The sequence below is a fragment of the Phaeobacter sp. JH20_02 genome (assembly GCF_048056915.1).
Lineage (GTDB): Bacteria > Pseudomonadota > Alphaproteobacteria > Rhodobacterales > Rhodobacteraceae > Phaeobacter > Phaeobacter bryozoorum.
Window position 1 is genome coordinate 402,457 of sequence record NZ_JAYMVP010000028.1, and the last position, 14,654, is coordinate 417,110.

Consider the following 14,654-nt stretch of genomic DNA (forward strand, 5'->3'; position numbering starts at 1 on the left):
TCAGACCGGGCAGCATACGCGGCCGGGGGATCCGCATCAGGGCACTATTGCGGTGCGGGCGCCATCTGCGCGATCCAGCTGTTGATCCGGTCATTGTTGGCGCCCAGATCGGAGCGGCCAAACCGCAGACGGGCATAGACTTTCAGCAGATCGCCATCCTGCCGCGCGGTGGTGTAATCGGGAAAGCCCAGAAACCGCGTACGCGTCACATAGGTGACCATCTCATCCTCAACCGAACCGGCCAGCACACGGGTGCGCGGAGCGTTGCTGGCAACGTTGTGGAACCGCTCCAGCCCGTCCTCGCCACTGCGCAGCACCCGGAACACGCCACCGCGAAAGGTCTTGTCTTCGGTGAATTCCGGCTGGGTGTTCCAGTCCAGCGGATCGCTGGGCGCCAGTCGGATAAACCCGAGCACCACAACGACTGCCGCGATGCTCAGCCAGACAAATATCATCACTCGACCCATATGGTCCGCTCTCCCTCGTGGCGGCTGCCACTGGACAGCCGGCCTTATTTGGTTGTCACACCCGGCAGCACACAGAGCAGCTCATACAGCAGGTTGGCCGCTGTCAGCGCCGTGTTGCCCGACGTGTCATAAGGCGGCGATACTTCGACCATATCGCAGCCCACAATATTCAAACCCCGCAGGGCGCGGATCAGTTCCAGCGCCTGCGGTGTGGTCAGCCCACCGATTTCCGGCGTGCCGGTACCCGGTGCATAGGCCGGGTCCAGACTATCGATATCATAGGAGACATAGACCGGCCTATTGCCGATATCGCGACGAATTTCCGCACCCATCCCGTGCAGGGAGCGGTTCCACAGCTCGCTTGCGGGGAAATGCTGAAACCCCCAGCGCTGCGCCTCCTTGAAATCATCCGCCCCGTAGCCTGTGCCGCGCAGGCCGATCTGATAGGTCTTGTCCGCGACGATCAGCCCCTCTTCATAGGCGCGCCTGAAGACCGTCCCGTGGGTCTCGCGCTCACCGAACATATCGTCGTTCACATCCGCATGGGCATCGACATGGACCAATGCGACAGGCCCGTATTTTTCCGCAATCGCGCGCAGGATCGGCAGGGTGATCGAATGATCGCCACCCATCGCGACCGGCGTCACGTCGCTGGACAAGATGGCGCTGTAGCTTTCCTGAATGATGCGCAGGCTGTCGGGCAGCGAGAACGTGTTGATCGCCAGATCGCCGATATCGCCAATGTTCAGACTGTCAAAGGGCGCCGCACCGCTGGTCATGTTATAAGGCCGGATCATCGCGCTTTCGGCGCGGATCTGCTTTGGCCCAAAGCGGGTCCCTGAGCGCCAGGAGGTGCCGATATCCATCGGCACACCCAGAATGGCCACGTCCAGCCCCTCCAGAGAGGTCGCCTGCGGCAGCCGCATAAAGGTGTTCGGCCCGGAGAACCGCGCCAGATCATTGCCGCTGATCGGCTGGTTATAGTCAGTCATCGGCCCGTAATTCTCCAGCTCAGAAGACAGATAATGCTCATGGCGACATGCGCGCCTGCGATGGCGGTGGCGCCGGTGGTGTCAAAGGGGGGCGACACTTCGACCACATCGCCGCCCAGGATGTTGATACCGCGCAGGTTTTTCAGGATGGCTTCGGCCTGCGCCGAGGTCAGACCACCCCAGACCGGCGTGCCGGTGCCCGGCGCATAGGCCGGATCCAGACAGTCGATATCGAAGGTCAGGTAAACCGGCCGGTCACCCAGCACGTCGCGGATACGGCGCGCGGTTTCGTCCGGGCCAATCTCATGCACGGTGGGCGCGTCGATGGTGGGCACGCCGAGATTGTCCTCATTGGTGGTCCGAATACCCACCTGAACAGAGGTCTTGGGGTCAATGATGCCGGATTTCACCGCCTTGTAGAACATCGTGCCATGATCGACGCGGCTGAAATCATCATCCTGCCAGGTGTCACTATGGGCATCGAAATGCAGCAGCGAAATCGGGCCGTATTTCTCGGCATAGGCCTTGAGGATGGGGAAGGACACATAGTGGTCGCCACCGATGGCCACCGAAGCCGTATCGGTCTCCAGAATGCCGCGGATGTGCTCGGTGAGCGTGTCGGGGAAGGCCGCGACATTGGCGTAGTCAAAGGCCAGATCGCCGTAGTCGACAATCGCCAGCTCGCTTGCCGGGCAAATGTCCCAGCCATAGGGGGCATCGGGGCTTTGCAGGGCCGAGGCTTCACGCACCGCGCGGGGGCCAAGCCTGGTGCCGGGGCGGTTCGTCACCGCCTGATCAAAGGGAATGCCTGTGACGGCAATATCCGCATGGGTCAGGTCCTTGGTGTAGCGGCGCCGCAGAAAGGACGTCGCCCCGCCAAAGGTGTTCTCAAAGCTCAACCCCTTCAGGTCGTCGCGGGTGAAGGCCTGATCGACCTGTTTCTTTGCGTCTTCTAGCGCCATGCAGACTGCTCCCTCTTCTCGGGTTGTGGCCATCTCCTAGCGAATGCGCGTGGCCTTGTCATCTGAAAGCCCCCGCGCTGTCGCCAGATCAGCTTGCGGGCTGTGCTTTCTCGACCAGACGGGCAAAAAACGAGGCTCCGACCGGTGCGATATCGTCATTGAAATCGTACTTTGGATGGTGCAGCCCGGCACTATTGCCCTGGCCCAGAAACAGATAGGCGCCGGGACGGGCCTGTAGCATATAAGAGAAATCTTCCGCCCCCATCTCGCGGCCGGCCTCGGCCTCGACATGCTCCGCGCCTGCGATCTCGGCCGCGACGGAGACCGCAAAATCGGTCTTGGCCGCGTCATTGATGGTCGCGGGATAACCGAACTCATAGTCCAGTTCCGCCTCGACCCCGTAGCTGGCCGCCTGCCCGGCCACGATCTCACCCATGCGCCGTATCACCATTTCCTGCACCCTGGGATCAAAGGTGCGCACGGTGCCGTTGATATAGGCCGTATCGGGGATCACATTGTCCACCGTGCCGGTGTGGATCTGCGTCACCGACACCACCAGATCATCCAGCGCGTAATGGTTGCGCGAGACGATGGTCTGGATCGCCTGGGCGATGCCGCAGGCCGCCATCACCGGGTCGCGGGTTTCATGGGGCATCGCGCCATGGCCGCCAACGCCCTGAATATGGATATGGAAACTATCCACCGCCGCCATCAGCGGACCCGGAGTTGTCATGAAATGCCCCTCTGGCAGACCTGGCGCATTGTGCAGCGCGTAGACCTCACCGATGTTGAACCGTTCCATGATCCCCTCTTCGACCATGATGCGCGCACCGCCGATGGCCTCCTCGGCGGGCTGGAAGATCAGCGCCACCCGGCCCTTGAAGTTGCGTGTTTCCGCCAGATATTTCGCCGCACCCAGCAGCATCGTCGTATGCCCATCGTGGCCGCAGGCGTGCATATTGCCGGCATGGGTCGAAGCATAGGCCGCACCGGTCTCCTCCGGGATCGGCAAGGCGTCCATGTCGGCGCGCAGACCGATACATGGGGCATCCGCCGCGCTGCTCTCCTGACCGTTGATGATGGCCACGATGCCGGTCTTTGCGATCCCTTCATGCAGCTCGTCAACGCCGAAGTCCCGCAGCCGTTCCGCCACGAAGGCCGCTGTTTTCGGCAGATCCAGCGCCAGCTCGGGGATCTGGTGCAGATGCTGCCGCCAGGCTGTCATGTCCTCGGCATAATCGGCAATTCGGTTCACAACCGGCATGGGGGTGGACTCCTTGGTCAGACTCGGGATTGATGCATCTGACACAAGAACAAGAGCCGCCGCAATGCCCGATACCAACCTGATCCACGATGAAACCGCCGGTATCGACCGGCTCCTGCAGATCATGGCGTGCTTGCGCGACCCACAGCATGGCTGCCCTTGGGATATTGAACAGGACTTTGCCAGCATCGCGCCCTATACCATTGAAGAAGCTTACGAAGTTGCCGATGCAATTGAGCGCGAGGCCTGGGATGAGCTGAAGGGCGAGCTGGGGGATCTGCTGTTCCAGTCGGTGTTTCATGCGCAGATGGCGGCGGAGGCCGGGCATTTCACCTTTCAGGATGTGGTCACCACCATGTCCAACAAGATGGTCGCGCGCCATCCGCATGTCTTTGGTGACGAGAGCCGCGAGAAATCCGCCGACCAGCAGACCGCTGACTGGGAGGCGATCAAGGCCGCGGAGCGCGCAGGCAAGGCGCAACAGGGGACGCTGGACGGTGTGGCCGTCGGCCTGCCCGCCCTGCTGCGCGCCTACAAGCTGCAAAAACGCGCCGCACGTGTCGGCTTTGACTGGCCGTCGGCGGACAATGTGATCGCCAAGATCGTTGAAGAGGCCGCAGAGCTGGTAGAAGCCCGCGATAGCCTGAGCCAGGCCGAGGTGGAGGAGGAATTCGGCGATCTGATGTTTGTGATGGCCAATCTGGGCCGCCATCTGGGGGTGGAGCCGGAAGCCGCCCTGCGGGCCGCCAATGCCAAGTTCACCCGCCGCTTTGAAGGGGTCGAGGCCAAGCTCTCCGACCGCGGCAAACGTCCCGAAGACAGTGACCTGGCGGAAATGGACGCGCTCTGGGACGAGGTAAAGGCAGAGGCGCGCGCGGCCACGCCATCCTGCGATGACTGACGCGCTGCCCACCGCGCGGTCTGTCGGGCCACGCGCCTTGTCCGCTCTCACCGCCAGCCCCATATCCTAAAGCATGTTGCGTCTAACCCCCATCCTTCTCGCCGTGATCTACGGGTTGGTCATGTACCGCCTGTCGGTCTGGCGCACCCATCGCGCCCTTGATCAGCAATCGACCGAGCTGGCCGATGCCCGCCTGCGCCAGCTGACGGATCGAATGGCAGCGGCGCTCGGCATCAGCCATATCCCGGTCTATATCTACGAGGTCGATCCGGTAAACGGGCTGGCGGCGCCGGATGGCCGGATCTTCATCACCCGTGGGTTCTATCGCAAATACCGCAATGGCGAGGTCAGCGATGTTGAACTGGCGTCGGTGATTGCACATGAGCTGGGCCATGTGGCGCTGGGGCACGCGCGAAAACGCATGATTGATTTTTCCGGGCAGAACGCGCTGCGCACGGCGCTGATGCTTATCATCGGCCGTTTCGTGCCCTTTGTCGGGCCCTGGATTGCCAATGTGCTGACCTCACTGCTGGCGGCGCGGCTGTCGCGCAGCGATGAATATGAGGCCGATGAATATGCCGCAGCACTGCTGACCAAGGCAGGGATCGGCATCGCTCCGCAGAAAAGCCTGTTTCGCAAGCTGGAAGAGCTGACACAGGCCCGCAGCGGCATGGCGCCCGCCTGGCTGATGAGCCACCCCAAGACCGAGGAGCGTATTGCCGCGCTGGACCGGCTCGAACAGCGCTGGAGTAAGGGAAAGAGCTGAAGATAAACCCGCAAGCCATTGTTTTAATGATATTTACCCAATATCAAGCGCAGCTGGGCGCGTCATCCCCCTTGGCCCGTGCGGCCGCCATCCCCATCTGTGGGCAACCATTCCGCCGTTGTAGGCGTTTCAGTCAGATATGTCCCAGCGGACACAAGACCTAACGACCCGCCTGGGCGGGCTCCCGGAGACCTACCATGCGCTATTCCGTTCTTGACCTTGCCCCCGTACCCGAAGGCCATGACATCGCTCAATCGCTGCGCAACAGCACTGATCTGGCACAGCGGGCCGAGGCCTGGGGATATCACCGCTACTGGCTGGCGGAGCATCACAATATGCCGGGGATCGCCAGTGCCGCCACCGCTGTTCTGATCGGCCATATCGCCGGACAGACCAAAACGATCCGGGTCGGTGCCGGGGGAATCATGCTGCCCAACCACGCCCCCTATATGGTGGCCGAAGCCTTTGGCACGCTGGCCAGCCTATATGGCAACCGCATTGATCTTGGGCTGGGACGCGCGCCCGGCACGGATCTGCAGACGGCCCGCGCCCTGCGTCGGGGGTTGCAAACCGGTGAGCGCAATCCCGATACCTTCCCGCATGATGTGATCGAGCTGATCAACTACCTTGGCCCCGAAACACCCGAAGCGCGGGTGCGGGCCTTTCCGGGACAGGGCACCAGGGTGCCGCTGTGGATCCTCGGCTCCAGCCTTTATGGGGCGCAGCTTGCGGCACAGCTGGGGCTGCCCTATGCCTTTGCTTCGCACTTTGCCCCCGCCGCGCTGGAGCAGGCGCTGGCCGCCTATCGCAGCGGCTTTCAGCCATCAGAGCATCTCGACGCCCCCCGCGCCATGATCGCGGTCAACGTCTTTGCCGCCGATACCGACCGCGAAGGGCAGCGGCTGAGAACCACCATGCAGCAGGCCTTTGCCCGGCTGCACGAAGGCAAACCCGGCAAGCTGCCGGCTCCGGTGGAGGATATCACCCAGCATATCGCCCCGCCGGTGCTGCACGGGGTGAATGAGGCGCTGCGGATTTCCGCGACCGGCAGCAAGGCCACGGTGGCCGCCGAACTGTCTGGTATTCTTGAGCGGTATCAACCGGATGAGATCATTCTGACCGGGCAGATCCATGACCACGATGCACGGCTGCGATCCTTTGAGATCGCCGCTGCGGTGCTGGGCGACATCTGAGCCGCGCCAAGGTCTCAGCGGCCGAGCACGCTAGGCCGACAGCGCCTTCGCCACCCTTGGCAGCCGCGCCTTCTTCAGCAGCGGGCGCAGCTCCCAGCCGCCGCCTGACAGCCGGTTTGCCTCGGCGAGCACAGCCGCAGCCACGCCCGAAATCCCGTCCGGATCCTGTCGCCACAGATCATAAAGCAGCTGGTCCGGGCCAATCCGTTCCAGCCCCTCCTCGGCAAGCGTGTGGCGTGGGAAGTCCTTGTTGTTGACGGTCACGATCCCGTCGGCATGGCCGGCGATGGCGGCGGCCAGCACATGGATATCGGCCACGTCCGGCAGCCAAAGCCGTGCTTCAACCGCCGCTGTCGGGGTGACGGCAGCCTTTGGCCAGGCCGCAGAGATCAGCGCGATCTCTGCCCGCGCCTGCGGCTCCCCCGTAGGACCGATCTTGCGCGCTGCCAGCGCCCATTCCTCAAGGATGCGCTGTGACCACAGCGGGGTGAAATGGCCAATCCGGGCCGCCCCCAGCAGCATCTCACGCATCACGGTCGGATAGAGGACACAGGCGTCCAGCAGCAGTTTCATGGCCTGATCAACCGCAACAGATCAGTCGAGCCGGAAGAACACAGCCTTCAGATAGCCGCTTTCGGCCAGCTGAGCCAGCTGTGGATGATCCGCCCCGGCATACCCGGTGTGCAGCAGCTGGCTGCGCCGCCCGCCGCGCCCGATGCCACGCGCCGAGGCATTGCGGAACCGGCTGAGGTCAGCCGCATGCGAGCAGGAGCACAGCCCCAGATAACCACCCGGCGCCACCAGAGGGGCGGCCAGTTTGGCAATCCGCTCATAGGCCCTCAACCCCGCCTCAAGCGCCTGTTTCGACGGTGCGAAGGCTGGCGGATCGCAGATCACCACATCAAACTGCGCCCCTTCTTCGGCGAGCTGGGCCAGCACCTCAAAGGCATCGCCCTGCCGTGCGTTGAACCGATCGCCAAAACCGCTGGCACCTGCGCCGTCCCGCGCCAGATCCAGCGCCGGAGCGGATCCGTCTACACAGGTTGCCGTCGCCGCGCCAGCCGCCAGCATCGCCAGACCAAAGCCGCCGACATGGGAAAACACGTCAAGCACATTTGCGCCCGGCCTGACCAGCTTGGCGGCAAAGGCGTGATTGTCGCGCTGGTCGTAGAACAGGCCGGTTTTCTGCCCGCCGGTCAGATCCGCCATATAGGTGGCGCCATTCATGGACACTTCTACCGGCGCCTCGGGGGCGGTGCCGCGCAGGGCAGTGCTGATATCGTCCAGCCCTTCCAGGCTGCGCGTCCGGCCCGAGGCGTTTTTCAATACGGTTGTCACCCCGGTCACCGCCACCAGCGCCTCGGTCAGCGGTTCGATATGGGCTTCGGCCCAGGCGGCATTGGGCTGCACCACGCAGGTATCGCCAAAGCGGTCGATCACCACGCCGGGCAGACCATCGGATTCAGCATGGACCAGCCGGTAGAACGACGCATCATACAGCTGTTCGCGCAGCTCCAGCGCGCGGCGCAGCCGGGCGCTGAACCACTCCACGCTCAGCTCGGCCTCAGGATCGCTGTCCAGCATCCGCGCGATGATCTTGCTTTCGGGGTTGACCGCAACCAGCCCCATCTGCGTCATCGCGTCGTCTTCCAGCACCGCCAGGGTGCCGGGTGCCAGTTTCCGGGTGCGCCGGTCGGTGACCAGTTCATTGGCATAGACCCAAGGAAAGCCGTGGCGCAGGGCACGGGCATTGGCTTTGGGTTTCAGTTTTACGCGGGCGCGCTCGGGCGCGGAGGAAGATGCTGTCATGCGCCTCTCTTACTCCCAACGACGCGCGGTTGAAAGGGCATCCGCAACGCAGAGACGATGCCTTGGTCGCGTCAGGCTCTGCGGCCCGATCCCGCGCGGCGCAAGTGAGTTCACCGCGGGCGGGAACGCCAGCCGCCGCGCCTGCGAGGCCTATCGGCAGCCTCCTGCCCCTCGCGCAGAACAGCCGTCATCGGGTGATCGGGATGCACTGCCGCCAGCTGCTCCACGAGCGCGATGGTTGCCACACGGCTGTCGACCCCATCAGGCAGGCTCAGCGCCCAATCCAGAAAGATGCTGCGGCATTCGCCCTCGCCAATCCCCTCGATACGGTAGCTTTCCCGGATCAACCCCTTGGGATCCAGACGCGCCAGCTGCGCCGCATCAACCGTCGCCTCATTCGTCATGGCCTGTCGCCCCCTCTCTCTCCAATGCGGCGGCGATGATGTCACCGCATCTGCCGTAGCTCTCGGTCAGCGTCGCCTCCAGCGCGGCGAGATCGTCATAGCCGGTGCTGCGACACAGAAAGAGCGCGCCGCCCTCTCCCAATGTCCGTGCATCAATTGCCTTGCCCGAGACCAGCCGCGCCGCCGTCTGTACCGACCAGAATAGATCATAGCCGCGCTGCAATTCCGCTGCATCTGCGGCATCCAGCCAGCCACAGGCGACAGCGCCCGCCAGTCCGGCGGCCACGTCCTGCCCGGTGGCCTCGCTCAGCAGGACCCCGGCCTGGGCGATCAGCTCGATATCCATCAGCCGACCCGCGCCGGTCTTGGCGTCCCAGGGACCTGTCGGCACCTTGGCAGCGGCCAGACGGGCGCGCATTTTGGCGACCTCGGGCAGGATCGCCGCGCGGCTGCGCGGCGCCCCGAGAAAACCCGCTCGAAATGCGTTGATATCCTGTGCCAGCCCCTCCGCACCCGGTGCAGGCACAGCCGCCATTACCCGCGCCCGGGTCAGCGCCAGATGTTCCCAGACCCAGGCGTCATTGCGCTGATACGCGCAGAAGCTCTCGAGGCTCGTGGCCACCGGGCCTTGGGTGCCGGAGGGTCGCAGCCGCATGTCCACCTCGTAGAGCTGCCCCTGCGACATACGCGCAGTCAGCGCCGTGATCAGCGCCTGGGTCAGCCGCGCATAATACGGGCGTGTCGCCAGCGGTCGCGGCCCCTCCGAGGCCTCCGCGGTTCCGGGGTCATAAATCACGATCAGGTCGAGATCCGACAGCGCATTGATCCGCCCCGCACCAAGCGATCCCATGGCCAGAACCGCCGCCCCGCGCCCCGGAGGCGTTCCGTGTTTCTTTGCAAACTGCTGCAGGACAACCGGCGCCACCCCGGCAATCACCACCTCGGCCAGTTCGGCATATTGCGCCCCTGCGGTGGCAGCATCGATCAGCCCGCGCAGATGATGCACCCCGATACGGAAATGCCACTCCTTGCACCAGCGCCGGGTGGCATCCAGCTGGGTTTCATAATCCTCTTCCTGCGCCAGCACCGCCGCAAGCGACTGGCAGAGCCCCTCCCGCTTGGGCCAGTCACTGAAGAAAGAGCCGCCGATCACAGCATCGAATACCCCGGAATTACGCGACAGATAGCTCGCCAGCGTACCAGAGGTGCCGACAATATCTATCAGCAAATCAATCAGTTGCGGGTTGGCTTCAAAGAGTGAAAACAGCTGCACACCGGCAGGCAGCCCCGCCAGGAACCCATCCAGCGCCACCAGCGCCTCGGCCGGCTGGGCGGTGCGGGACAGCCGCGCCAGCAGCTCCGGTTTCAGCCGCTCGAATATCTGCGCACCGCGCGCCGAGCGTAGCGCAGGATAGGTCGGCCAGCGCGCCAGGATATCGCCATCCAGAGCCTCCGGCACCGCCGCGGCCGGTTGCGGCCTTGGCACATCCGGGGCAAAGAACCCCTCGGTCAGCTCATGCACCTCCTGCAACCGCCCACGGATCTCCGCCTGCAGCGCCTGCGGGTCGCGGTCCATCAGACAGGCAATCCTGGCAATGCCATCTTCGGACTGCGGCACCCGGTGGGTCTGGGCGTCATGCACCATCTGGATGCGGTGCTCCACCTCGCGGTGGGCAATGTAATGCGCGCTGAGCCGCGCGCAGGCCTCCTGCGGCACCCAGCCCTTGGCCGCGAGCGCGGTCAGCCCGTCGAGCGTGCCGCGCTGACGCAGGCTCTCATCCCGCCCGCCGGCGATCAGCTGCCGGGTCTGGGTAAAGAACTCGATTTCGCGGATGCCGCCACGCCCCAGTTTCATGTCATGGCCGGGCACCGTCAGTGGCCCGCCGGTCCCCTTGTTTTCGCGGATCCGCAAACGCATGTCATGGGCGTCCTGAATAGCCGCGAAATCCAGATGCCGCCGCCAGACAAAGGGGCGCAGCGTCTGCAGGAACTCGGCCCCCGCCTTCAGATCCCCGGCGCAGGGGCGCGCCTTGATATAGGCGGCGCGCTCCCAGGTGCGCCCGAGGCTCTCGTAATAGCGCTCCGCCGCCTCCATCGCCATGGCCACCGGTGTAACCGCGGGGTCGGGCCGCAAGCGCAGATCGGTACGGAAGACATAGCCGTCGGCAGTGCGTTCGCTCAGTACCGTGCACATGTTGCGCGTCGCCCGCACCATGCCGTGACGCGCCTCATAGAAGTCGGCCGGATCAAACCGTGTCTCGTCAAACAGGCAGATCATGTCGATGTCGGAGCTGTAGTTGAGCTCATAGGCGCCCATCTTTCCCATGGCCAGCAGGGTCAACCCGCCGGCGGTCTCCACATCGGCCTCGGTCAGGCCCGGCAGTTTCTGACGGCGGATCAGTGCGGCAATTTCCGCCTTGATCGCCCGATCGGCGCAGAGTTCGGCAAATTGCGTCAGCGCCGTGGTCACCTGCATCAGATCCCAGGCCCCGGCCAAATCGCAAAGCCCGCTCAGCAGCGCAAGTCGGCGCTTGGCCTGCCGCAGCCCCGGCTTCAGCTGATCCGGTGCCAAACCGCGCACAGCCTCCATGATCTTACCAAGCCCAGCCAGCGGATCCGCCAGTGCGGGCGCCAGCCAGGTGGCCTCGCGGGTGATCAGCTCCTTCAGATAGGGGCTGGAGCCCGCCGCCCCTGCGACCAGGCGCGCCTCATCGCCGCCAAGGTCCGGCACAAGCGCAAGCGCATCGCCGGCCAGATCCGCGTCAAATGCCCGTGGAAGGCGCTGAATATCAATCGACTGTCCCATCCGCAGACACTGGGGTGAGACGCCGCCGTCGTCAATTGAGGAAACCACCCTTTGGCCCTGCCAGAGTTCAAAAGGTTACGTTAGGTAAGGAATACCGGAATAGCCCTTTTATGAATGAGACATTAATGCTGTTACTGCGGCTGCGCTCAAGTTCCGGGGGCATGTCAGACAGCGTCTTAGTAACCAGTGAACCAGTGACCGACCGGCACCCTAGTATTGCCAAAATGGCGATACAACGCGTGTTCAGGTCATCGGATATGTATCACAAAGTCTGACAGCAAAGCGCAGCCGTTTATCTCCCCTTAGCCAAAAAATCATCAATTAACACAAACATATCAACAGGTTAATTGTTTCGATCTGCGAAAATGTGAAAAATGTTTACATGCAGGCTTGAAACCGTGCGGGGGCAGTCCGATATTCCATAATGTGAAGCGCATTTACATGGACGCCGAACCTCGCAACGTTAACCTGGAGACCCCGATGACGAGTTACACCTCTACCGCCCCGCACCCGTCCGAACAGGGCTGGTTTTCCCGCAGTGAATCCTGGCTCGACAGCAAAGGCAAAGGCGCCTGGATTGCCGCCATGGTCCTCGGCTTCGTCTTTTTCTGGCCGGTTGGCCTCGCCCTGCTGTTTTACATGATCTGGAGCAAGCGCATGTTCTCGAAATCCTGCACCACACGCCGTAAATCCTGGGCCCGTCATGGCATGTCCGCGATGACCCCGTCCGGCAACAGCGCTTTTGACGCCTACAAGGCCGATACGCTGCACCGGCTGGAGCAGGAACAGCATGATTTCGAAGCCTTCCTGCAACGTCTGCGGGCTGCAAAGGACAAGTCCGAATTCGATCAGTTCATGCACGAACGCGCGCTGCAGAACGACGATGAGGCCATCGAAATCGATGATGCAGAGGATGACGCGGACAGCCCGCGCAGCAAGCGTCACTGACCAGCGCCAGCTCCGCCCGCATTGGGCGGGGCCTATCCCGGCGGGAGCGGCCTGGCGCCATAGCTGATGATCAGCCCTCGTGTCAGCCGCCACCCTGGCCAGACGGCCAAACCATGAGCCCGGTTCCCCGCCCCGGTTCTTTCGACCCCGTTATCGCGATAAGGAAGCTTTGATGACCGCCCTGCCCGATCCAGACTACCAGGCTGATTTCTATCAGCTGGTCCCTGCCAAACGTCTGTTTGCCTGGCTTATCGACAGCCTTTTGATCACCGTTCTTGCCAGTATCGCCGTGGTTTTCACCGCCTTTACCGGGCTGTTCATCTGGCCGCTGCTCTATCTGGTGATCGGTTTCATCTATCGTGCCGCAACCATCGCTTCTGGTTCCGCGACCTGGGGCATGACCGTCGCAGGCATCGAATTGCGCGACCTGTCGGGACGCAAGCTCGACGGCCAGGGCGCCTTGCTGCATACCGCCGGATATACAGTCTCCATGGCCTTCCCGCTGCTGCAGGTGATCTCCATCCTCATGATGCTGATGTCCGCGCGCGGTCAGGGGCTGACGGATGCGGTGATGGGGACCGTCATGCTGAACCGGCGCCGCTGATCCGCCGTCTGGTTCAAGGCGAAGATGGGCAATCTGTAAACCTTAATCCCAACTGGCCTCTTGGCGCAGTGCGATGGCATTGCTATCATTCAAGATAACCCTGTGGCCAGAATGCCCCGATCTGTCAGCGGCTCCGTGATCAGTACTCGGCGCCCGCGCGACACTCGGGGCCATTTGTGCCAAGCCCAAACGGACACCTGACCGCCTGATGCGCCACACTCTGCCGATTGCCCCACAGTTCTACGTGACTGCGCCGCAGCCCTGCCCCTATCTGGCAGATCGGATGGAGCGCAAACTGTTCACCGCCCTGCAGGGCGATGGTGTCGAACAGCTCAACAACAGCCTGTCGCAGCAGGGATTCCGCCGCTCGCAGAATGTTCTGTACCGGCCATCCTGCTCCGATTGCTCCGCCTGCCTGTCTGCCCGGATCAATGTCGCCGCCTTCACCGCCAGCCGGGGGCAGAAACGCACGTTGAAGCGCAACGCCGGGCTGGATCGGCGCGCGACCTCTCCCTGGGCAACCGAAGATCAATATGCGCTGTTCCGCAACTACCTCGACAGCCGGCACGCCGATGGCGGCATGGCCGATATGGATGTCTTCGAATATGCCGCCATGATCGAGGAGACGCCCATTCGCAGCCGCGTCGTCGAATATATCGACCGCGACAGCAACGCGCTGACGGCGGTGTCGCTGACCGATGTGCTGGAGGATGGGCTGAGCATGGTCTATTCCTTCTATCGGCCCGATCTGCCGCAGAACTCGCTCGGCACCTTCATGATCCTGGATCACATCGACATCGCGCGCGAGGCCGGGCTGCCCTATGTCTACCTCGGCTATTGGGTGCCAGGCAGCGCCAAGATGGGCTACAAGGCGAAGTTCACCGGGCTTGAAGTCTATCATCGCGGCGCCTGGCAGCCGATGACCGATCCCGACGCCTTTGATGACACGGCGCATCCGCTGTCGACCGATCCGATTGCGGAACAGGTCGCTAATATTCACCTGCCGGAATCGCGCAGCCACAGCAGGTAACCCAATGCAATCTCTTCATGCCGTGACGCTGATCGTCCCGGACTACGACAGCGCGCTCGCGTTTTACTGCGGCACCCTCGGATGGCAGCTGGCCGAAGATGTCGATCAGGGTCGCAAGCGCTGGGTCAGGATCCTGCCGCCGGGCGCCCGTGAGGGCAGCCTGATCCTGGCCCGGGCCGACAGTGATGCCCAAAAGACCATCATCGGCAATCAATTTGGCGGCCGCGTCGGATTGTTCCTGCACACCGATGACTTCGCCCGAGACCATGCCGCCATGCTGGCCGCAGGCGTCACCTTCGACGAAGCACCCCGCCATGAACCCTACGGATGGGTTGCGGTCTGGCGCGACCCGTTCGGCAACCGCTGGGATCTGCTCCAGCTCACCTGAACCGCAGGGCGCCGGTCCCATTCGGCACCACCCCTTCAGCTGCCATCGGCAAACGGCTGCATGGCCGATCTTCTGGCGTCAAATATCCCGGGGTGAATGCGCCTCATGGCGCAGAGGGGC

Annotated in this window: 15 protein-coding genes; 7 read left to right on the forward strand and 8 right to left on the reverse strand. The window is 63.3% G+C overall.

Annotation, left to right across the window (positions count from 1 at the left end):
- Positions 1-44: 44 nt before the first annotated feature.
- The 4 genes from VWY34_RS16010 to VWY34_RS16025 all read right to left on the reverse strand — a co-directional run bounded on the left by VWY34_RS16010 (position 45) and on the right by VWY34_RS16025 (position 3,685).
- On the reverse strand, positions 45-467 hold the full coding sequence (locus tag VWY34_RS16010) for a DUF1499 domain-containing protein (RefSeq protein ID WP_340545891.1): 423 nt from the start codon (positions 465-467) through the stop codon (positions 45-47).
- 44 nt (positions 468-511) lie between these two features.
- Positions 512-1,459: an agmatinase gene (speB, locus tag VWY34_RS16015; protein ID WP_416546179.1), complete on the reverse strand. Its 948-nt coding sequence runs from the start codon at positions 1,457-1,459 to the stop codon at positions 512-514.
- On the reverse strand, positions 1,456-2,421 hold the full coding sequence (gene speB, locus VWY34_RS16020; RefSeq protein WP_416546181.1) for an agmatinase: 966 nt from the start codon (positions 2,419-2,421) through the stop codon (positions 1,456-1,458). The genes speB (VWY34_RS16015) and speB (VWY34_RS16020) overlap by 4 nt, the downstream gene beginning before the upstream one ends.
- An 88-nt stretch (positions 2,422-2,509) precedes the next feature.
- Entirely contained in the window at positions 2,510-3,685 is a 1,176-nt protein-coding gene (locus VWY34_RS16025) for a M20 aminoacylase family protein (protein WP_416546183.1), read from the reverse strand.
- A 64-nt stretch (positions 3,686-3,749) separates the two neighbouring features.
- Here VWY34_RS16025 and mazG point away from each other — a divergent pair, with 64 nt between their 5' ends.
- The 3 genes from mazG (at position 3,750) to VWY34_RS16040 (ending at position 6,545) form a co-directional block, all read left to right on the forward strand.
- Complete coding sequence (gene mazG, locus VWY34_RS16030; RefSeq protein WP_340545895.1) at positions 3,750-4,586, forward strand: nucleoside triphosphate pyrophosphohydrolase; 837 nt, start codon at positions 3,750-3,752, stop codon at positions 4,584-4,586.
- 73 nt (positions 4,587-4,659) lie between these two features.
- Complete coding sequence (locus VWY34_RS16035) at positions 4,660-5,352, forward strand: M48 family metallopeptidase (RefSeq protein WP_340545896.1); 693 nt, start codon at positions 4,660-4,662, stop codon at positions 5,350-5,352.
- A 197-nt stretch (positions 5,353-5,549) separates the two neighbouring features.
- Positions 5,550-6,545, forward strand: coding sequence for an LLM class flavin-dependent oxidoreductase (locus VWY34_RS16040; protein ID WP_416546186.1), 996 nt, complete (start codon positions 5,550-5,552; stop codon positions 6,543-6,545).
- Between the two features lie 30 nt (positions 6,546-6,575).
- Here VWY34_RS16040 and VWY34_RS16045 read toward each other — a convergent pair whose 3' ends face one another.
- From VWY34_RS16045 to VWY34_RS16060, 4 genes are all read right to left on the reverse strand, one after another.
- Complete coding sequence (locus VWY34_RS16045; protein WP_416546188.1) at positions 6,576-7,118, reverse strand: RSP_2648 family PIN domain-containing protein; 543 nt, start codon at positions 7,116-7,118, stop codon at positions 6,576-6,578.
- A gap of 21 nt (positions 7,119-7,139) precedes the next feature.
- On the reverse strand, positions 7,140-8,354 hold the full coding sequence (locus tag VWY34_RS16050; RefSeq protein WP_416546190.1) for an RSP_2647 family RNA methyltransferase: 1,215 nt from the start codon (positions 8,352-8,354) through the stop codon (positions 7,140-7,142).
- A gap of 110 nt (positions 8,355-8,464) precedes the next feature.
- Entirely contained in the window at positions 8,465-8,758 is a 294-nt protein-coding gene (locus VWY34_RS16055) for a hypothetical protein (protein ID WP_340545900.1), read from the reverse strand.
- The gene (locus VWY34_RS16060; RefSeq protein WP_416546192.1) at positions 8,748-11,564 is read right to left on the reverse strand and encodes a bifunctional [glutamine synthetase] adenylyltransferase/[glutamine synthetase]-adenylyl-L-tyrosine phosphorylase; all 2,817 of its coding nucleotides are present in this window, start codon (positions 11,562-11,564) and stop codon (positions 8,748-8,750) included. Before VWY34_RS16060 ends, VWY34_RS16055 begins: the two co-directional genes overlap by 11 nt.
- 480 nt (positions 11,565-12,044) lie before the next feature.
- Between VWY34_RS16060 and VWY34_RS16065 the strand changes: the two genes are divergently transcribed.
- The 4 genes from VWY34_RS16065 (at position 12,045) to VWY34_RS16080 (ending at position 14,534) form a co-directional block, all read left to right on the forward strand.
- Positions 12,045-12,512 carry a DUF2852 domain-containing protein gene (locus tag VWY34_RS16065; protein WP_416534228.1) on the forward strand — a complete coding sequence of 156 codons (468 nt, stop codon included), beginning with the start codon at positions 12,045-12,047 and terminating at the stop codon, positions 12,510-12,512.
- A 172-nt stretch (positions 12,513-12,684) separates the two neighbouring features.
- On the forward strand, positions 12,685-13,116 hold the full coding sequence (locus tag VWY34_RS16070) for an RDD family protein (protein ID WP_416546194.1): 432 nt from the start codon (positions 12,685-12,687) through the stop codon (positions 13,114-13,116).
- Positions 13,117-13,324: 208 nt separating this feature from the next.
- On the forward strand, positions 13,325-14,146 hold the full coding sequence (locus tag VWY34_RS16075; RefSeq protein WP_340545904.1) for an arginyltransferase: 822 nt from the start codon (positions 13,325-13,327) through the stop codon (positions 14,144-14,146).
- Between the two features lie 4 nt (positions 14,147-14,150).
- The gene (locus VWY34_RS16080) at positions 14,151-14,534 is read left to right on the forward strand and encodes a VOC family protein (protein WP_416538961.1); all 384 of its coding nucleotides are present in this window, start codon (positions 14,151-14,153) and stop codon (positions 14,532-14,534) included.
- The last annotated feature ends 120 nt before the right edge of the window (positions 14,535-14,654 follow it).

Excerpts from the sequence above, each read along its gene's own strand:
- VWY34_RS16010 (WP_340545891.1), bottom strand. The coding sequence starts at position 467 with ATGGGTCGAGTGATGATATTTGTCTGGCTGAGCATCGCGGCAGTCGTT.
- speB (WP_416546179.1), bottom strand. The coding sequence starts at position 1,459 with ATGACTGACTATAACCAGCCGATCAGCGGCAATGATCTGGCGCGGTTC.
- speB (WP_416546181.1), bottom strand. The coding sequence starts at position 2,421 with ATGGCGCTAGAAGACGCAAAGAAACAGGTCGATCAGGCCTTCACCCGC.
- VWY34_RS16025 (WP_416546183.1), bottom strand. The coding sequence starts at position 3,685 with ATGCCGGTTGTGAACCGAATTGCCGATTATGCCGAGGACATGACAGCC.
- mazG (WP_340545895.1), top strand. The coding sequence starts at position 3,750 with ATGCCCGATACCAACCTGATCCACGATGAAACCGCCGGTATCGACCGG.
- VWY34_RS16035 (WP_340545896.1), top strand. The coding sequence starts at position 4,660 with ATGTTGCGTCTAACCCCCATCCTTCTCGCCGTGATCTACGGGTTGGTC.
- VWY34_RS16040 (WP_416546186.1), top strand. The coding sequence starts at position 5,550 with ATGCGCTATTCCGTTCTTGACCTTGCCCCCGTACCCGAAGGCCATGAC.
- VWY34_RS16045 (WP_416546188.1), bottom strand. The coding sequence starts at position 7,118 with ATGAAACTGCTGCTGGACGCCTGTGTCCTCTATCCGACCGTGATGCGT.
- VWY34_RS16050 (WP_416546190.1), bottom strand. The coding sequence starts at position 8,354 with ATGACAGCATCTTCCTCCGCGCCCGAGCGCGCCCGCGTAAAACTGAAA.
- VWY34_RS16055 (WP_340545900.1), bottom strand. The coding sequence starts at position 8,758 with ATGACGAATGAGGCGACGGTTGATGCGGCGCAGCTGGCGCGTCTGGAT.
- VWY34_RS16060 (WP_416546192.1), bottom strand. The coding sequence starts at position 11,564 with ATGGGACAGTCGATTGATATTCAGCGCCTTCCACGGGCATTTGACGCG.
- VWY34_RS16065 (WP_416534228.1), top strand. The coding sequence starts at position 12,045 with ATGACGAGTTACACCTCTACCGCCCCGCACCCGTCCGAACAGGGCTGG.
- VWY34_RS16070 (WP_416546194.1), top strand. The coding sequence starts at position 12,685 with ATGACCGCCCTGCCCGATCCAGACTACCAGGCTGATTTCTATCAGCTG.
- VWY34_RS16075 (WP_340545904.1), top strand. The coding sequence starts at position 13,325 with ATGCGCCACACTCTGCCGATTGCCCCACAGTTCTACGTGACTGCGCCG.
- VWY34_RS16080 (WP_416538961.1), top strand. The coding sequence starts at position 14,151 with ATGCAATCTCTTCATGCCGTGACGCTGATCGTCCCGGACTACGACAGC.